16 protein-coding genes are annotated in these 16,958 nt (G+C 72.3%); 1 reads left to right on the top strand and 15 read right to left on the bottom strand.

Annotated elements, in window-relative coordinates; genetic code table 11:
* The first annotated feature begins 2 nt into the window (after positions 1-2).
* Positions 3-1,190 carry a S9 family peptidase gene (locus E9549_RS07395; protein ID WP_236825891.1) on the top strand — a complete coding sequence of 396 codons (1,188 nt, stop codon included), beginning with the start codon at positions 3-5 and terminating at the stop codon, positions 1,188-1,190.
* A 288-nt stretch (positions 1,191-1,478) separates the two neighbouring features.
* Here E9549_RS07395 and E9549_RS07390 read toward each other — a convergent pair whose 3' ends face one another.
* From E9549_RS07390 to E9549_RS07320, 15 genes are all read right to left on the bottom strand, one after another.
* Positions 1,479-2,402: a ThuA domain-containing protein gene (locus E9549_RS07390; protein WP_236825890.1), complete on the bottom strand. Its 924-nt coding sequence runs from the start codon at positions 2,400-2,402 to the stop codon at positions 1,479-1,481.
* The gene (locus E9549_RS07385) at positions 2,399-3,175 is read right to left on the bottom strand and encodes a TIM barrel protein (protein WP_236825889.1); all 777 of its coding nucleotides are present in this window, start codon (positions 3,173-3,175) and stop codon (positions 2,399-2,401) included. The genes E9549_RS07390 and E9549_RS07385 overlap by 4 nt, the downstream gene beginning before the upstream one ends.
* A gap of 1 nt (position 3,176) precedes the next feature.
* Positions 3,177-4,235, bottom strand: coding sequence for a sugar phosphate isomerase/epimerase (locus tag E9549_RS07380; RefSeq protein WP_236825888.1), 1,059 nt, complete (start codon positions 4,233-4,235; stop codon positions 3,177-3,179).
* Positions 4,232-4,645, bottom strand: coding sequence for a DUF6379 domain-containing protein (locus E9549_RS07375; protein WP_236825887.1), 414 nt, complete (start codon positions 4,643-4,645; stop codon positions 4,232-4,234). Before E9549_RS07375 ends, E9549_RS07380 begins: the two co-directional genes overlap by 4 nt.
* The gene (locus E9549_RS07370; protein WP_236825886.1) at positions 4,645-5,631 is read right to left on the bottom strand and encodes a sugar phosphate isomerase/epimerase; all 987 of its coding nucleotides are present in this window, start codon (positions 5,629-5,631) and stop codon (positions 4,645-4,647) included. Before E9549_RS07370 ends, E9549_RS07375 begins: the two co-directional genes overlap by 1 nt.
* Complete coding sequence (locus E9549_RS07365) at positions 5,628-6,578, bottom strand: sugar phosphate isomerase/epimerase (protein WP_236825885.1); 951 nt, start codon at positions 6,576-6,578, stop codon at positions 5,628-5,630. Before E9549_RS07365 ends, E9549_RS07370 begins: the two co-directional genes overlap by 4 nt.
* The gene (locus tag E9549_RS07360; RefSeq protein WP_236825884.1) at positions 6,575-7,549 is read right to left on the bottom strand and encodes a sugar phosphate isomerase/epimerase; all 975 of its coding nucleotides are present in this window, start codon (positions 7,547-7,549) and stop codon (positions 6,575-6,577) included. Before E9549_RS07360 ends, E9549_RS07365 begins: the two co-directional genes overlap by 4 nt.
* Entirely contained in the window at positions 7,546-8,478 is a 933-nt protein-coding gene (locus E9549_RS07355; RefSeq protein WP_236825883.1) for a sugar phosphate isomerase/epimerase, read from the bottom strand. Before E9549_RS07355 ends, E9549_RS07360 begins: the two co-directional genes overlap by 4 nt.
* A 260-nt stretch (positions 8,479-8,738) precedes the next feature.
* Entirely contained in the window at positions 8,739-10,208 is a 1,470-nt protein-coding gene (locus E9549_RS07350) for an MFS transporter (RefSeq protein ID WP_236825882.1), read from the bottom strand.
* The gene (locus E9549_RS07345; protein ID WP_236825881.1) at positions 10,208-10,993 is read right to left on the bottom strand and encodes a nuclear transport factor 2 family protein; all 786 of its coding nucleotides are present in this window, start codon (positions 10,991-10,993) and stop codon (positions 10,208-10,210) included. Before E9549_RS07345 ends, E9549_RS07350 begins: the two co-directional genes overlap by 1 nt.
* 76 nt (positions 10,994-11,069) lie before the next feature.
* Complete coding sequence (locus E9549_RS07340; protein WP_236825880.1) at positions 11,070-12,380, bottom strand: DUF6379 domain-containing protein; 1,311 nt, start codon at positions 12,378-12,380, stop codon at positions 11,070-11,072.
* On the bottom strand, positions 12,377-13,888 hold the full coding sequence (locus tag E9549_RS07335; protein ID WP_236825879.1) for a GMC oxidoreductase: 1,512 nt from the start codon (positions 13,886-13,888) through the stop codon (positions 12,377-12,379). Before E9549_RS07335 ends, E9549_RS07340 begins: the two co-directional genes overlap by 4 nt.
* A complete protein-coding gene (locus E9549_RS07330) occupies positions 13,885-15,396 on the bottom strand; it encodes a GMC oxidoreductase (RefSeq protein WP_236825878.1) in 1,512 nt (503 codons plus the stop codon). Before E9549_RS07330 ends, E9549_RS07335 begins: the two co-directional genes overlap by 4 nt.
* Positions 15,393-16,427, bottom strand: a complete 1,035-nt coding sequence (locus tag E9549_RS07325; RefSeq protein ID WP_236825877.1) for a sugar phosphate isomerase/epimerase — start codon at positions 16,425-16,427, stop codon at positions 15,393-15,395. Before E9549_RS07325 ends, E9549_RS07330 begins: the two co-directional genes overlap by 4 nt.
* Before the next feature lies 1 nt (position 16,428).
* Positions 16,429-16,833: a DUF6379 domain-containing protein gene (locus E9549_RS07320; protein ID WP_236825876.1), complete on the bottom strand. Its 405-nt coding sequence runs from the start codon at positions 16,831-16,833 to the stop codon at positions 16,429-16,431.
* Between the last annotated feature and the right edge of the window lie 125 nt (positions 16,834-16,958).

The raw sequence follows: 16,958 nt of genomic DNA, 5'->3' as shown, positions 1-16,958 counted from the left end.
CCGTGTTCGAGTACTTCCCCACCGGCCCCTACACCTGGAACCTCGGTGTCGTCGCGACGCTGAACTCCGGCGGGCTCATCGACGAGGTCGACCGGGCCTGCCGCCCGATCAAGGAGGCGGCGAACGCCGGCGAGGACGCCGGGACGCCGGAGTTCCTCCGCGCCTGGACCGCGCTCACCGACCAGCTCGTCGGCCAGGCCGAGGACGCCGAGAAGGCCGGGCACACCCGCACCGCCGGACAGCTCTACTTCCGCGCCAGCAACTACCTCGCGCAGGCCGAGCGCATGCTCGCCCACTCCGACCCCAACCGCGTGCCCACGTACCGCCGGATGCTGGGGATCGCGGAGAAGGCGTTCGCCACCCACAGCCCGCGGGTGTCCCGGGTGGAGATCCCCTACGAGGGGACGACGCTGCCGGCGTACCTCAGCGCCGCGCCGGCCACCGACTCCGGGCCGGCCCCGGTGATCCTGCTGGTCAACGGGCTGGACTCGACCAAGGAGCACATGTACGCCTCCAACCACTGGGAGGAGCTGGCCGCCCGCGGCATCTCCTGCCTGATGCTCGACCAGCCGGGCACCGGCGAGTCACTGCGGCTGCAGGGGCTGACCGCGCGGATCGACTCCGAGGTCTGGGCCGGGGCTGCGGTGGACTGGCTCCAGCGGCGCGACGACGTCGACGCCTCCCGGATCGGGATCGTCGGCTGGTCGCTGGGCGGTTACTACGCCCCGCGCGCGGCCGCCTTCGAGAAGCGGTTCGCCCTGTGCGTGGCGTGGGGCGCCAACCACGACTGGGGCGCCGTGCAACGCCGCCGCAAGGAGCGGGAGGGCGAGCGCCCGGTCCCCCACTACTGGGAGCACGTGCTCTGGGTGTGGGGCAAGGACGGCGACGAGCACCACCTCGACGCCTTCCTGGACTTCGCCGACGACGTGAACCTGGAGGGCGTCGTGGAGCAGATCACCGTGCCGTTCCTGATCGCCCACGGCGCCAACGACCGGCAGATCCCGCTGGAGATGGCGCACCGCTCCTACGACCAGGCCGTGAACTCCCCCAAGCGCGAGCTGCGGGTGTTCACGCCCGAGGAGGGCGCCACCGAGCACATCGGGCTCGACCACCTCCCCTACGTGAGCACCTTCATCGCCGACTGGGTGGCCGACACCTTCGCAGAGCTCGACGGCGGCGCGACGGCGTGACCGCCGCGGGCGGCGCCACCGGCGGCTCGGCTGATCCCGACGGGCACGCGCGGGAGATCACCTGCACGGGACCGGTGCACGTCATCGACCGACCGGGGGGTCGGCGTCGGTTGCCGGGGCGCAGGACGCCCCCCGGGCATCGGTGGTGCGCCGCGGGGAGGACGGTCAGCTCGTCACGACCGGTTCACGGACGGCGGCTGCGCCTGGAGCACAGCCGCCGTCCGTGAACCGGCGCGTGCGAGGCGCTCGACGCCCGGTGCCGGCGCGGCGGACCACCGGTCGGCGACCTCAGTGGCGGGCGGCCGCGGCGGCACGGGACACGGACCGGTCGAACCGGGACGGATCGCCCGAGTAGTACGGCCAGACACGCCAGCGGGCGGCACCCGTCCGCTCCGGCGGGCCGAGCGTGACCTCTCCGGCCGCCGCCCACTCCACGCCCCGGGCGAGCAGGGTCATGAAGGGCACCTTCCGGAAGGTGTCCCAGTCGTGCCCGAGGGTGACGCAGAAGGACCGGCCTGCGCCCCACTCGTTGGTCCAGGCCAGCGGCTGGTCGGTGTTCATGCCGGGCAGCGCCTCGAGGCCGCCGGGCGGGATGACGACGGGGGTGTGCGCGCTGGGCCAGCCGGCCCGGCGGTAGCTGTCCGCGTCGTCGAACACCGTGAGCAGCACCCGCGCGGTCGGGTCCATGCGGGCACCGGTCAGGACGTCGTCGTTGACGACCGCCCACCGCGCGTCCAGCCCCTCGGTGATGGCGTGCCGCGGCTCCGCGGTCCGGACGACGACCTCGCCCTGCGGGCGCGGGCGCAGCCCGGTCTGCCGGCTGAGCGTGGCCCCGCGCATCCGGTCGAACTCCTCGGGCCACCCCCAGTCCGGCTCCTGCACCGACGAGCCGTGGAACCAGACGACGCCCCGGCCCTTGTCCCGCACGAACCGCAGCAGCGCCTGCTCGGTCGTCGGGCCGAAGCCCTCCGCGACCGAGTGGTAGTCGTCCCGCCCCTCGTACATGACCAGCACGACGTCGAAGCGGTCGAGCAGCTCGTCCCCGACGCCCCGGAACTCCTCGAGCACGCGCACCCGGAACCGGCCGGTCGACTCCAGCAGCGTCGTCAGCATCGACGTGTGGTGCCGGAAGCTGCGGAACTCGTTGTCGTGCTCGACCGTGACCCGCCCGGTGGCGATCAGGACGTCGAGCTTCCCCGCCGGTCCTGTCACGCGTCCGCCGCGACCGACCGGATGTACTCGACCGACCTCGTCGTCTCGACGGCCGGGAAGTACTCCAGCCCGATGGGGCCGTCGTAGCCGGAGGCGCGCAGCACCGCCAGCTGCGCGGGCCAGTCGACGTCCCCGCTGCCGGGCTCGTGCCGCCCGGGGGCGTCGGCCAGCTGCACGTACTTGACGAAACCCGCGGCGTTCGCCAGCTCGGTCGCCGGGTCCTCGCCCTGGGCGATCGAGTGGTAGAGGTCGTAGAGGATGCCGAACCGGTCGCTGCCGATGGCCCGGGCGATGTCCACGGCGTCCTCGGTGCGGTCGGTCAGGGCACCGGGGTGGTCGACGCGGGAGTTCACCGGCTCGAGGACGAAGTCGACGTCCGTGCTGCTGTGCCGCGCGATCGCCTCGCCGTACAGGTCGACGACCACCTGGTGGTTGCGCTGCCGGTTCATGCCCGGGAAGCCGACGCCCGAGGCCAGCACGATGCGCGGGCAGCCGAGCTGTGCGGCGTGCTGGACCGCGAGGTCCAGCCCCTCGTGGGCCGGGGCGAGGTCGGTGCCCGGGAAGGTGAAGCCCATCCGCGGCCCGGCGAGCAGCGAGGTGAGCTGGACCCCGGTGTCGGCGAGCGCCTTGGCCAGGGAGTCGAGGTCCTTGTCGGTCGAGAACCACATCTCGACCGCGTCGAAGCCGGCATCCGCGGCGGCACGGACCCGGTCGCCGGCGTCCGGGCCGGCCTCCGTGAAGAGCAGTTCGATGTTGGCGGAGAGCTGGTACACGTCAGGCGTCCTTGTCGGTCAGGGCGGCCGAGATCGACCGGCGGATGAGGTCGTGCTGCTTGCGGACGAGGTCGACCGGGTCGGCCTCGTCGAGGTCGGCGAAGGCGTGCCCCTCCCACTCGCTGGAGAAGAAGCCGGTGTAGCCGCCGCGGACGAACTCGCGGACGATCGCCGGGTAGTCGATCGCCGGCTCGTCGCCGCGCTCGTCGATGTCGTAGAACTTGGCGTGCACGTGCCTGATCAGCGGCATGATGTCGGCCCACTCGGCCGGGTCGACGTGGCCGTGCATGTTGAACGCCAGCCGGGCGAACGAGCCGAGGGTCTCCGGGGCGATGCCGCGGGAGTGCAGGTACTCGACGAACTCGCCGTGGCGGGCGTCGATGTCGGCGTCGGTGGCCCAGATCTCCTGCAGCCGGTCGAGCTCCTCGCGGCCGAGGCCCATCCTGCCGAGCTTGCGCAGGATGGTCGGCGACATCGCGCGCATGGTGGCGCTGAAGTCGGCGACGAAGCCGAGCCGCTCGGAGCCGAGCTCCGCGTAGGTCTCCCGGATCTCGAGCACCTTCGGCGAGTTCGGCCCGAGCGGGGCGTGCAGCTCCCAGGCCATCGTGAGGTCGAGCTCCTCGGCCACCGGCAGCAGCCGGCGGATCAGCTCCGGCTTGGCGCTCTGGATGCGCACCAGCGGGAAACCCAGCGCGTGCGCGCTGCGGAACTGGGCGACGGTGAACTCGTACTCCTCGTCCGGGGTCATGTCCCGGTCGCGGCGGCGGCCCATGTCGAGGTTGCAGCCGAACGAGCTGGGCACGAAGCCGTGCCGGTCGAAGGCCTCCCGCCACGCGCGGACGAACTCCGGCGTCACCTCGGGGTAGCTGCGGATCGTCTGCGAGGCGACGATCTCGATGCCGGGGCCGATGCCGGCCTCGTCGACGACGTCGAGCAGGCCGGGCAGGTCGTAGCGCCCGGCCGCCCACTCGCTGGTCAGCGAGTAGAGGGTCAGGCCGAGCGCGATGCCGCTGCCCGGGACGGCGGGCTGCGCCGGGCGGGCCGGAGCGGTGGCGGTCATCGGGCGGCTCCTGCGCGGACGGCGAGCGACCGACGGTTGCTCGCGTGGTTGGTCACGTACTTCTGCGGCGCGATCTGCATGTAGGGCAGCCGCAGGTCGACGGTCACCTCGACGTCCACCTGCTGCCCCTCGGCCGGCGGTCCGGCCAGGGGGACGACGACGAGCAGCCGGTCCTGGACGAACCACAGGACGTCCCACTGGTCGGCCAGCTCGCCGACGCGGAAGGTGCGCTCCCCCAGCTCGACCCGCAGGTCCTCGGTCGGGATCGCCCGGCCCTCGACCGCGACGGCGATGTCGCTGACGCTGGACAGCCAGAGGCTGCGGTACCAGGGCACGGTCAACGCGATGCCGAGGCCCTCCGGACGGTGGACGAGGCTGTCGTCGGTGAGGACGGTGTCACCGGTGGCCATCAGACCGCGGCCTTCCGCTGCTCGTGGACCATTGGACCCAGTTCCTGCTGGACCAGGTAGCCCGCCAGCAGGGCACTGGCGGCGGGGTGCGGGCTCTGGTCGCTCTCCACGACGATCCAGCCCGCGTAGCCGGCGTCGAGCAGGGCACGGGTGATCGCCGGGAAGTCGACCAGCCCTCCGTTGGCGCCCGGCTCGGCGAACCAGCGCGGGACCTCCCGGGCGCCGCCGCGCACCCGGACGGTCCAGTGCGCGTGCGGCTGGAGGTACTCCTGGGCGTCGTCGACGGCGAGGGCGTCCTTGAACTGGACGTGTGCGATGCGGTCGCCGTGCGTGGCGATCACCGCGAGCGGGTCGATCCCTCCGACGGTCAGCTCGCCGGTGTCCAGGGCCAGGCCGACCAGCGCGGGATCGGTGCGGTCGATCAGGCGGGGCGCGTGGTCCCGGCGCAGCGCCGACAGGAAGTCCACGTGCAGCGCGAGGCGGACCCCGTGCTCCGCCGTCGCGCGGCCGACCGCGTCCCAGCAGGCGGCGACCCGGCCGATGGCGTCGTCGTCCAGCGGCTCGACGTCCCCGGCGCCCGGCACGGGACGCACGAGCAGCACCGAGCCGCCGAGCTCGGCCAGCGCCGTGGCGAGCTCCCGAGCACGGTCCACGATCGCCGGGACGTCGGCCTCGGCGAGCGGGGAGAGCGGCCCGGTCAGGTGCTCCATCGAGCGCTCCGCCGGGTCCCAGTACCAGCTGGAGACACCGTCGAGCGCGCAGCTGCGCAGGAACTCCCGGAAGCCGGCGACCGAGCCGAAGTTGGCGGCCAGCTGCTGCGGGTTGCCCAGCGGCTCCCAGCGCCCGGTGCCGTACGTCAGCTCGACGCCCTCGAAGCCGGCGATGGAGATGGTCTTCAGTGCGCGCTCGTGCTCCTCGCGGCGGACGAAGTCGTCGAACTGCGGCTTCCACTGGTTGATCGCGTAGGCCCAACGGATGGCGCTCACCGGTAGATCTCCTCGAGGACGTTCTTCGCGTACCAGCGGGAGACGGCGGTGCTCTCCGAGTAGTCGCCACCCTGCTTGTTGGCCTTGTCGTGCTCGACGGAGATCCAGCCGCGGTAACCGTTGTCCCGGACCGCCGTCATCATCGCCTCGAAGTCGACGAGGCCGTGCGGCGTGCCCATCTCGTAGAACCACTTCCCGGTGGTCGGCGCCATGATCTCCGAGTCCGGCCGGTGCCGGTGGTCGTCGCCGGTGGCGACGTTGCGGGTGTCCTTGAAGTGGAAGCCGCTGACCCGGTGGGCGTGGCGGTTGTAGAGCGCCACCGGGTCCACCCCCGCGATGCAGTGCTGCGCGGTGTCGACGAACAGCGAGACGTACCGCGGGTCGGTGTACGAGTAGAAGGTGTCGATGTCGGCCTCGCTCTGGATGCCGGAGAAGAACTCGTGGTGGCAGGTGAGCCGCACCCCGTAGCCCGCGGTGATCTCACCGACCTTGTTCCAGCACTCCGCCGTGTACTTGAGCTTGTCCTCGGTGACCGGCTCCATGTCGTAGTAGAGGGTCGCCGGCATCACGATGATGTTGTCCAGCTGGATCTCCGACCAGCGGCCCATGGTGACCCGGAAGTCCTCGAGGATGAACTCGTGCGTCTCCGGCAGGTGGGGCGCGTAGTTGCGCAGGTCGTAGTCGGCGGCGTGGAACGTGTTCACGATCCGCTCGAGCCCGTGGTCCTGCACCACCTGCTGGTACTTGGCCGGGCCGCCGTAGTCGCCGTACATCTGCCAGATCCGGAAGTCGAACGTGTCGATCGCGTCGAACCCGGTCGCCTTGATCTGCTTGAGGAAGGCGGACATGGTCTTGTGCGAGTGCCACTGGTCGACCGGCCCGGACGGCCCGTTGCTGCGCCAGTGGTCCATGTAGGACCACTTGATGGCGCGTTCGGAGGCGGTCATCGCTTCGGCACCCCCAGCTCGTGCTGCAGGTACCAGCTGTTGAGCATCGCCAGCTCGGCCGGGTTCCCGCCGTGGTCGCTCTCGACGACGACCCAGCCCCCGAACTCGTTCTCGCGCAGCGCCGCGACGAAGCCCGGGACGTCGACCAGGCCGCCCTCGGTGCCCAGCTCGTAGAACCACCGCTCGATCCGCCGGCCCGCGCCGCCCTTGAGCATCGTCGACTCGGCGCCCGGCATCCGGTACTCCTCGCCGGTGTCGGCGTAGCGGGTGTCCTTGAGGTGCACGTGGGTGACCCGGTCGGCGTGCTCGCGGTAGTAGGCGACCGGGTCGATCCCGCCGACGGTGAACTCGGCGGTGTCCAGGGCGAGGCCGACGGTCGCCGGGTCGGTGGCCTCCAGCAGCGCGGTCAGCTCGCCGGCGGTGTGCACGGCACCCAGGCAGTCGTAGTGCAGGGCCAGCCCCAGACCGGCGGCGGAGGTCAGCTCGCCGATCCGGTTCCAGACGTCACCGATGACCTTGATCCCGTCGGCGCCCAGCGGCGGCGTCATCCAGGCCGAGCCGACCGGGCGGACGACGAGCTGCTCGGCGCCGACGCCGGCGAGGAAGTCCACGAACGGCTTCGACCACTCGACGATCGCGTCGTGGTCGTCCGGGTTCGCCGTCGTCCGGAACGCGTAGCCCTCCTCCTCCTCCGCGGGCGCCTGCGGGTCCCAGAACATGCTCGAGACGCCGTGCACCTCGGCCCGGCGCAGGAAGTCGAGGAAGCCGGAGTGGCTGCCGTGGTTGAGCAGGATGACCTCGGGGCGGCTGATGTTGTCCCAGCGTCCCGTGCCCGACGCGAGCTCGACGTGGTCGAAGCCGCAGGCGGAGACGGTCTTCAGCGCCCGCTGCTGGTCCTCGTGGCGGACGAAGACGTCGAGCCGGACGTTCCACTGGTTGAGCGCGTACGACCAGCGCAGGGAGTCCTTCATCGTGCGGCCTCCAGCTCCGCCCGGACCTCGGCCTCTGCCTCGGCCAGGACGTTGTCGATGTACCACTTGGCGACGGCGGTGGCCTCGGCGTAGCTGCCACCGCCGAGCTCGGCCTTGTCGTGCTCCACGGTCAGCCAGCCGTCGTAACCGGAACGGACGATCTCCTTCATCAGCGCCGGGAAGTCGACCAGCCCGCCCTCGCCCATCTCGTAGAACCAGCGGGTGACCTGGGGCGCCATCAGCTCCGGGTCCGGCGGCGTGCGGTAGGCCTCGTGCTCGTCGACGTTCTTCGTGTCCTTGAAGTGGAAGCCCGTGCAGCGGTCCCGGTAGTCGCGGAACAGCTGGATCGGGTCGACGCCGGCGATGGTGTGCTGAGCGGTGTCGCAGAAGAAGTGGACGAGCTCCGGGTCGGTGTAGGACAAGAACGTGTCGATCTGCTCTCGGGTGCGGATCGCGCCCCAGAACTCGAAGTGGCAGGTGGTCTTCATGCCGTGCTCGAGGGTGAGCTTCCCGACCCGGTTCCACAGGTCGGCGACCACCTTGATCGTGTCGTCGGTGACCGGTTCGGTCTGGTGGTAGGTGGACGTCGGCATCACGATGAAGTTCTCGACGCCGGTCAGCCCTTCGCACATGCGGAGGGTGTTCGTGCAGTCGGCGACGATCCGGTCGTGCGTCTCGCGCACGTGCGGTGCGGTGTACCTCGTCGCCGACGGGTAGGCGGAGAAGATCCCGGTGATCTTGTCGAAGCCGCTGTCCTGCAGGTACCGCTCGAAACCGGGCACGCCGCCGTACATGCCGGCGTAGACCGGGAGGTAGAAGAAGAAGGTGTCGAACCCGGTGAAGCCCAGGGCCGACAGCTGCTTGACGTACCGATCCATGGAGGCGCGGTTGAACGACGGGGGCTGCGGCCCCTGCGGCGTCTCCGTCACCCAGTGATCCATGTACGACCACTTGGTCCAGGCCACGTCTGGGATTTCCCTTCTCTCTGCGTGGCCGGCGGCCGGCCCCTCCGGGGCGCGCCGACGCACGACGGTCGGAGATCACCGGAAGACCCTGGAGAGGGTCCCCAGCGGCGGTTCAGTCGACCGCCTGGGGCGAAAAGCCCTGGGGTGAGAAAGGCGTGCTGCTCGATCGCCATTCTGCCGTCGCGCAGGTCACACGGACCAACGCTTTCGCCTGATGTGCGGTATCAACCGCGCTGATGGCCGGGAGCGTCGGCGTCGCCCCGCCCGGGCAGGGCGAGCGCCACCAGGCCGGCCAGCGCGATCAGGCCGGCGCCGGCGAGCAGCCCGACCCCGTACCCGCGCGTGGCGGCCGCGGCCCCCTGCTCCGCGGACTCCCCCGCCCACGCCGTGGCCAGCGCGACGAGAGCCGCCAGCCCGACGGCGCTGCCCACCTGCCGGGCCGATGCGAGCAGCCCCGACGCCAGGCCCGCGCGGTCCGGTCCGAGCCCTGACGTCGCGGTCACGGTCAGGGGTAGTCCCGACATGCCGAAGCCGGCCATCGCCAGCACGAGCGGCACCAGCACGTCGACGGCGTACCGGCCCTCCACGTCGATCCCCGACAGCCAGGCCAGCGCTCCCGCCGACAGCAGCGCCCCCACCCAGAAGGTGCCCCGTGGCCCCAGCCGGCCGATCAGCCCCGAGGCCACCCGGGCGCCGAGCGCGATGCCGAGCGCTCCCGGCGTCAGCGCCAGCCCGGCCTCGAGCGGGTCCATGCCCCGCACCTGCTGCAGGTAGAGCACCAGGAAGAACATGGTGGCCGGCAGCACACCGCCGATCAGGGCGGAGATCCCGTTGGCCACGGTCACCGGGCGCACCCGGAAGACCGACAACGGGACGACGGGCTGCTCCGCCCGGCGCTCCGCGACGACGAACAGGCCGAAGGCCGCCGACGAGAGGGCGAGGCACGCCAGGCTCTCGACCGAGCCCCAGCCGCGGTCCTCGCCGAGGATGACGGCGGAGACCAGCGCCGCCGTCGCCGCGGTGACCGTCACCGAGCCCGGGAGGTCGAGCTGCCCGCGCACGTGCCCGCGCGCCCGACCGGACAGCGACACCGCGGCCGCGACCACGAGCACGGCACCCAGCGGCACGTTGACGATGAAGACCCAGCGCCAGCTGAGCAGACCGGTGAGCAGCCCGCCGATGACGCCGCCGAGCCCCCCGCCGGCGGCCGCGGCGGCGGTCAGCACGCTGAGCGCCCGCGCCCGCCCCGCCGGATCGAGGAAGCCCGTGGTCACCAGGCTCAGCGTCGTCGGCACCAGCACCGCACCGCCCACGCCCTGCACGAACCGGGCTGCCACGACCTGCCAGCCCTCCTGCGCCAACCCGGCCGCCAGGCTGGCGACGGAGAAGATCAGCAGGCCGCCGATGAAGGCGGACCTGCGGCCCCAGAGGTCTCCGACGCGGCCCCCGAGCAGGAGGAAGCCCGCGAAGGTGAGCGTGTAGCTGCTCACCACCCACTGGAGTCCCGTGGCCGAGAGACCGAGGCTCTGCTGCATCGGTGGCAGCGCGACGTTGACGATGGAGACGTCGAGCACGCAGATGAACTGCGCCGCGCAGGCGATCGCGAGCACCAGCCCGGGGCGCCGCACGGTCGGGTCGACGATGCGACCCGACGGTGCGGCTGCCCGGACCTCGGCATCAGGTTGTGCCGGCATCAGCGGAAGGTGTCCTGGAACTTCTCGTAGGGCTGCGGCGGCTCCGGCTCGAGCACCTGCACCTTGTCGTTCGCGTACGGGTAGTAGTTGCCGGTGGTGACCGGCTCGTCGACCGGCGGGAGGAAGACCGGCACCCCGTCGTCGCCGAACCAGGCGAGCTGCGAGTCGTGGCTCTCCTGGTTGTCCTTGGCGAAGGAGATCCAGTCGCGGTTGAACGGCGCGCGGGCGACCTCGTAGCAGCGGAAGTGCCAGATCCGCCACTCACCGTCCTGCTTGATGAAGTCCACGCCGTACTTGCACCAGACCCAGTGCGCCCAGACGGGCTTGCCGTCCACCTCGCCGCCGGAGAAGACCCACGGGGGGACGTCCTTGGCCACCTCGGGGTCCATCAGACCCGACTCCAGGCCGGCCATGATCCAGATGCCCTTGGCCGTCTCGCCGTCCGCGGCGACCTCGATGACCGGCGTGCTCGTGTAGTGGAACAGCAGCTTGCCCACGGGACGCGGTCGCCCGCGGTGGTAGGCCGTGACGGACTCGTAGGAGGTGTACAGCCCGACGTTGTTGTACCGGGCCCACATGTCGGGTGTCCCCGGCTTGGCCCACAGCTCGTCGATGATCCGCTGGTCCTCGTAGGCGTTGTGGTAGTGCATGTAGCGGTTGAAGACGTTGTCCACCGCGCCGCGGTCCGCGGCGCGCTCGGCGGTCCGCTGCGCCTCCGCGAGCTGCTCCTCGAGGGCGGCGAGCCGATGGGCGAGCGCCTCGACCGATGGGGTGTCGACGGTCATGTCGTGTCCTTTCTCCGTGGTCAGGGGCCGGGCGCCGGGCGGTCCGGTGCCCGGGGTGCCGGGCTGCTCCTGTGCCTCAGCCCCGCTGGGCGCCGGCCTGCAGCGACCGCAGCAGGGCGTGCTGGCGACGGACCTGGTCGCGGCCGCGGTAGGGGTCGCGGCGGCCCTCGTACTCGCTGGACAGCCAGCCGTTCCAGCCGGCCTGCTCGAGAGTCGGGACGATGTCGCCCCACGGCACGTGCAGGTCGTGCAGGTCGTCGTCGATCTCGAAGAACTTGGCCTGGATGAAGTGGGTGTGCGGCAGCACCTCGGCCAGGTCGGACATGGGCACCCGCAGCGGGCGCAACGGCGGCGGGACGTCCTCGTCGTCGTCGGTGCCGAGGACCTCCGCCGCCTCGCGGACGGCGGCGGTCTGGAAGATGCCGGTGTCGATCAGCAGCTTGAAGTGCTCGGTGCCGGTCTTCTCGATGAAGTCGACGTAGCCCTGGGTGACCGGGTGCTTGATCGGCGTCGGCGAGTGGATCTCCGGGCAGATGACGACGTCGAGCTCGGCGGCGAGCTCGAGCGAGCGCTCCACGACCTGCTCCCAGATCGGGTGCGGGTCGAGGTCCCAGGAGACGACGCCGAACTTCGGCCGCACGGAGGTGAAGCCCAGCTCCTTGGCCAGGCGGAGGTCGAGCTGGAGCTGCTCGGCGCCCTCCTCGGCGGTCAGGTCGCGGCCGTGGAACCGGGTGGTGTCGACCCACGAGCCGAAGTTGGTGGGTGTGAGGCCGTACCTCTGCACCAGCGCGTGCCAGCCGTCGACCCAGGCCGCATCGGGCGACGGGTAGTTCGGCAGGTTGCCCTCGCCGAGGATCTCGATGCCGGTGGCCCCGAGGTCGGCGATGTCGGCGAAGACGTCCTCGAGCGTCATCGACGTGTAGACGTCGCCGGTGTAGCTGTAGGTGGAGACGCAGTACTTCAACCCGCCCGCCGGCACCGGCGGCACGATGACGCCGGAGCCGGTGATGCTGAACTCCGACCGTGAGATCAGCGGCGGGAAGTACGACCGGCGCAGGAAGAGCGTGGCGTCGATGCGGTGCACGCCCACCGACAGGCCGCCGGGCTTCGGCACGGTGATGGTCGCCGGCTCGTCGAGCTGCCAGCGGACGTCGGTCGAGGCCCGCAGCTCGTCCCGGGTGAAGGTGCGGCCCGAGATCGTCCACAGCGGCACGTGGTCGGGGATGCGCTCGCCGTCGACGACGACCTCGATCCCGTCGAGCATGCTGGCGGGCCCGCCGCGGTAGTTGGGGTTGCGCAGCTGGAACGAGAAGCCGGTGACCTGCCCGCCGTCGGTGACGTTGCGGAAGCCGCGGCCCTGGATGATCGGGAAGTCGAGCACTGTCATTTCTCCTTCGAGAGTTCGGCGGCCAGGGCGCGGGCCCCGCGCACGGCGAGGGCGACGCTGGTCAGCGTCGGGTTCATCGAGTTGGCCGTCGGGATGAGCCCGTTGCCGGCGAGGACCAGGCCGGGCACGCCCCAGACGCGGGAGAACGAGTCGCAGACGCTGGTGCCGTCGTCGGCGGGCCCCATGCGGACGGTGCCCATGTAGTGCAGCGAGCTGCCGGCCGGCATGACCTTCGGCATCCCGTCGACGAACTCCCCCAGCGCGGCCGCCGCCCGAGCCTGGTGCTTGCGGGCCCGCTCGAAGTCCGCCTCCTCCACGTCGGTGAGCTCGTAGGCGATCCGGATGCCCGGCAGCCCGTTCTCGTCGGGCCGGTCGTCCTCGAAGGTGAGCCGGTCCTCCGGGCGGGGCCGTTTGCGGATCCCCCAGCCCATGCCGACGTAGCCGGCCGGGTTGTCGCGGAAGCGGCTGCCCTCCGGGAGCGGGACCGGCGACACCGGGCTGTACATCATCTGGGCGGAGTAGGGGTGCCGCTCCTCGTCGAACGGGATCGCGATGATCGCCCGGATCGGGTCGGCGGGACCGGTCCCGCCGTCCCCGGGGGGCAGGAGGTCCGGCCGCACGGCCACGACGCCGAAGAGCAGCGGGTGCTCGGTCAGGTACCGCCCGAGCGCCTCGGGCCTGATGCCGGAGGCCCACATGAGCTGAGGAGTCCGGAGCGCGTCGGCCGCCAGCACGACGACGTCCGCCCGCACCTCCTCCTCCGCCCCGGTCCGCTGGTCGCGCAGCACCGCGCCGACGGCGCGGTCGCCCTCCCGCAGCACCCGGACGCACAGCGTCTGCGCCCGGAGGGTGAACCGGTCGGCGTGGGCGCCCTCGGCCAGCGGGCCGAGGACGACGTCGGTACCGCTCCAGCGCAGGGAGCCGTCCTCCCGCGGATCAGCGGCGACGGGCAGCGGCCGGACGGTGATGCCGTCGGACGCGAACTCGCCGCGGATCCGCTCGAGGATCGCCGCGGCCTGCGGCGCGCCGTCGAACGAGGGCCGGTGGACGTGGAGCAGCCCCTCCGCGGTGGCCAGGTGCTGCTCCCACTCCGCGTCGTCGATGAACGGCACCCGCTCCGGCCCGGTCGGCGCCGGGGTGGCGCACGTCCAGTGCACGCCCTGGCCCCCGACGCAGGTCGCCCCGGCGGCGGCCGGCATGCCGGCCGAGCCCTCGGCGGCCCGCCCGATCAGGTGGGTGCCCTGCCGGGCGGTGATCGTGCCCTCGACGACGACGCCGCCGGGTATGCCCGAGACACCGCTCTCGTGCGACCGACCCTGCGAGGCCAGCCGTGCGGCGGCCTGCTCGACCGGGTCGGGGACGTTCTTGACGTTCATGCCCGGCGGGGTGGTCACGAACGGCCCCGCCTCCACCATCAGGACCGAGACGTCCGGGACCTGCTCGAGCAGCAGCCGGGCGTAGGCGGCACCGGTCGGCCCGCTGCCGACGACCAGGACACGGGGGCTCATGCGTGCACTCCTTCTCGGGTGGTGGCGGCCGCCAGCGAGGCGGCCACGGTGCGAGCGGTCAGCACCCCGAGCGCGACGGCGGTCAGCGTCGGGTTGCAGGCCGTCGCGGTCGGGATGACGTTGTTGCCGCCGACGTAGAGGTTCTCGGTGGCCCACACCCGGCCGGTCGGGTCGCACACGCTCGTGCCGTCGTCGGTGGCGCCCATGCGGGTGGTCCCGAGGTAGTGCAGCGAACTGCCGGAGGGCATGACGAAGGGGTCCCCGAGCGGTCGCCCGAGAGCCCGGGCCGCGTGGGCGACCTCGGCCTTCGCCGCCTCGATCGCGGACCGGTCGGCGTCGCTGAGCGCGTAGTCGATCCGGATCGCGGGCAGGCCGTGCCCGTCGGTCTCGTCGTCGTCGAACCAGACCCGGTTGTCCGGGGAGAGCTCCTTCTTGCAGAACCAGCCCAGGCCCACGACCTGGCCGGGACGGACGGTGGTGCCCGGGTCGAGCGGCACCGGCGAGGCGTCCATCTGCATGACCTGGCCGTGGAAGGGCCGGTCGGCGGCGTACGGGACCCAGGAGACACCGGACACCGGGACGATCGCCCCACCACCGGGCGCCGTGGCCGACGACCGCGGCAGGTCGACGTCGACCAGGACGCCGTCGGGCACGTGCTGCTCGTCGAGGAGCGACGCGGCCATGATCTGCGGGTGCTCGGTCAGGTAGCGGCCCAGCGCCTGCGGACGCACCCCCGAGGCGTGCAGCAGCTGCGGCGTCCGGAACGCGTCGGCGGCGACGACGACCGCCCGGGCCTCGATCGACGACCGCTCGCCGGTGGCCAGGTCGACGACCTCGACACCGGTCGCCCGCCCGCCGTCGAGCAGGATCCGCCGGGCCAGCGTGCCGGTGCGCAGCTCCACCTCGGGCCGCTGCCACAGGTCTCCGGCGATGGTGGCCGGGCCGGTCCAGTGCAGGGCGCCGTCCTCCCCCACCGTCACGGCGACCGGCATGGCACCGACCGGCCGGCGGTGCGGCCGGTCGAAGAGCTCCCCCAGCACCCGCTGCACCGCCCCGGTGAGGGGGGCGCGGTCGAAGGCGTGCGTGGTGACCGCGAGGAGCTCCTCGGCCCGGGTCAGCGCCTCGCCGAGGACGGTCGGGTCGATGCAGCCGGGCACCTCGTCGTCCACCGGCCGGGGGCAGGCGGCCGTCCAGTGGGCGCCCATCCCGCCGACGTTCGTCGACATGGCGGCGTTGGGCATGGCCTCGGCGCCGACGAGCACCGTGCCCGGACGCGCCGGTGTGCCACCGGGCAGCGGCCCGGGTCCCGTGGCCAGGGCTGCCAGCAGCCGGTCCCGCTCCTGGACGTCGGCGATGTTCTTGACGTGCCCGCCCGCCGGGTCGCCGAGCGCCCGCCCGGCCTCGAGCACGAGCACCCGCAGGGCCGGGGCGGTGTCGGCGAGCTCGCGGGCGACCGCCGTTCCCACCGGGCCCGAGCCGACGACCACGACGTCGTAGGAGCCGCTCATCGGGCCGCCCCCACCGGCTGCTGCTGCTCGAGGAGCCCCTTGAGCATGTCGTGCTGGGCGCGGACCTGGTCGAAGGCGCCGTGCCGGTCGCTGTAGGCGTGCGCCTCGTACTCGCTGGAGATGAAGCCGGTGTAGCCCTGCTCGACCAGCACCCGGGCCACCGCCGGCCAGTCGATCGACGGATCGGTGAGACCGTCGGGGCCCTCCTCGACGCCGTAGAACTTGCCGTGCACGTGCACGACGTGCGGGAAGAAGTCGGCCCACCGCTCGGGCGCCATCCGCCCGTGCATCGTGAAGAGCATCTTCAGGTTCCCCACCTGAGCAGGGGTCGCGCCGGCCTCGGCTGCTCGCCGCTCCAGCTCGGGGAACTTGGCCATGGTGGGCCCCGGCTCGGACCACAGCTCCTTGGTGAGCGCCGTGAGCTCCGGGGAGATGCCCGCGGCACGGTGGGCGTCGTCGACGGCCCCGGGGATCGCCCGCATGCTCGAGCTCATGTCGGGGACGAAACCGAGCCACGGCGTGTCCAGGCGGACGAACAGGTCCTTCAGCGCCGCCACGGGTGGGGCCTCGATGGTGAGCGGCGCATGGATCTCCACGCCGATCCCCACCTGCAGCTCCTCGGCCAGCGGCAGCAGCCGCTCGAGGATCGCCGGGCTCGTCTCGACGCCGACCCGGGTGACCGGGAAGCCGAGCGCGGCGGCGCCGCGCACCTGGACCGCGACGTACTCGTAGGACTCGTCGTCCGAGAGCAGCCGGCCCGGGTAGAGCCCGAGGTCGTTGTTGATCGCGAGGCAGGACGGGGTCAGGCCGGAGGCCTCGACCACGCCGCGGACCTCGCGGACGGCGTCGTCGTCCAGGCGCGGCCAGCCGCGGAGGCTCTGGAACGCGACCATCTCCAGGCCGGGGCCGAGGTCACGTGCGGCGACCTCGGCCACCAGGGAGGCGAGGTCCCGGCCGGGCCTGCGCTGCTCGAGGGTCAGGCTGAACAGGGTGGTGCCCAGGCGTGGCAGCCCGGGTGCGGTGTCGGTCAACTCAGGCTCCCGCGGCGGTCAGGGTCTTGTCGGTCCGGCTGGGCGCCACGAGCGGCACCCGGTCCGGGCCGGTGAGGATGTAGGGGATCGACAGGCCGAGCAGGAGCTGCACCCGGTGCTCGCGGCCCGGCGCGGTCGGGACCGGCACGTGCAGGACCAGCGGGTCGGTGGTGAACCAGTACTCGTCCCCCTGCCCGGCCAGCTCGGCGAAGGCGTACCGGTGGCCGTTGACGGTCACCGCCAGGGTCGAGGTGTCGATCGGCTCGCCGTCGACGGTCAGGTCGGCCGTCACCAGGGAGGGCAGCGGCAGCGCGCGGTACCAGTGCGAGTGGACGGCGATGTCGAGGCCGTCGGGGGTGGCGGTGAGCGAGTCGGCGCGCACCACCTGGTCGTCGAGTGGACCCATGGTCTTCCCTCGTCTCGTGGGTGGGGTCAGCTGCCGCTGGAGAAGGCGGCGTCGAAGGCGGCCGACGGCGGGTCGAAGGCGAGCCGGCGCACGAACTCCAGCGCCTCGGGGGCGCCGACGAGGCG

It is taken from the genome of Blastococcus sp. MG754426 (assembly GCF_021699055.1).
GTDB lineage: Bacteria > Actinomycetota > Actinomycetes > Mycobacteriales > Geodermatophilaceae > Blastococcus.
This window is presented reverse-complemented; position numbering and strand designations above follow the sequence as displayed.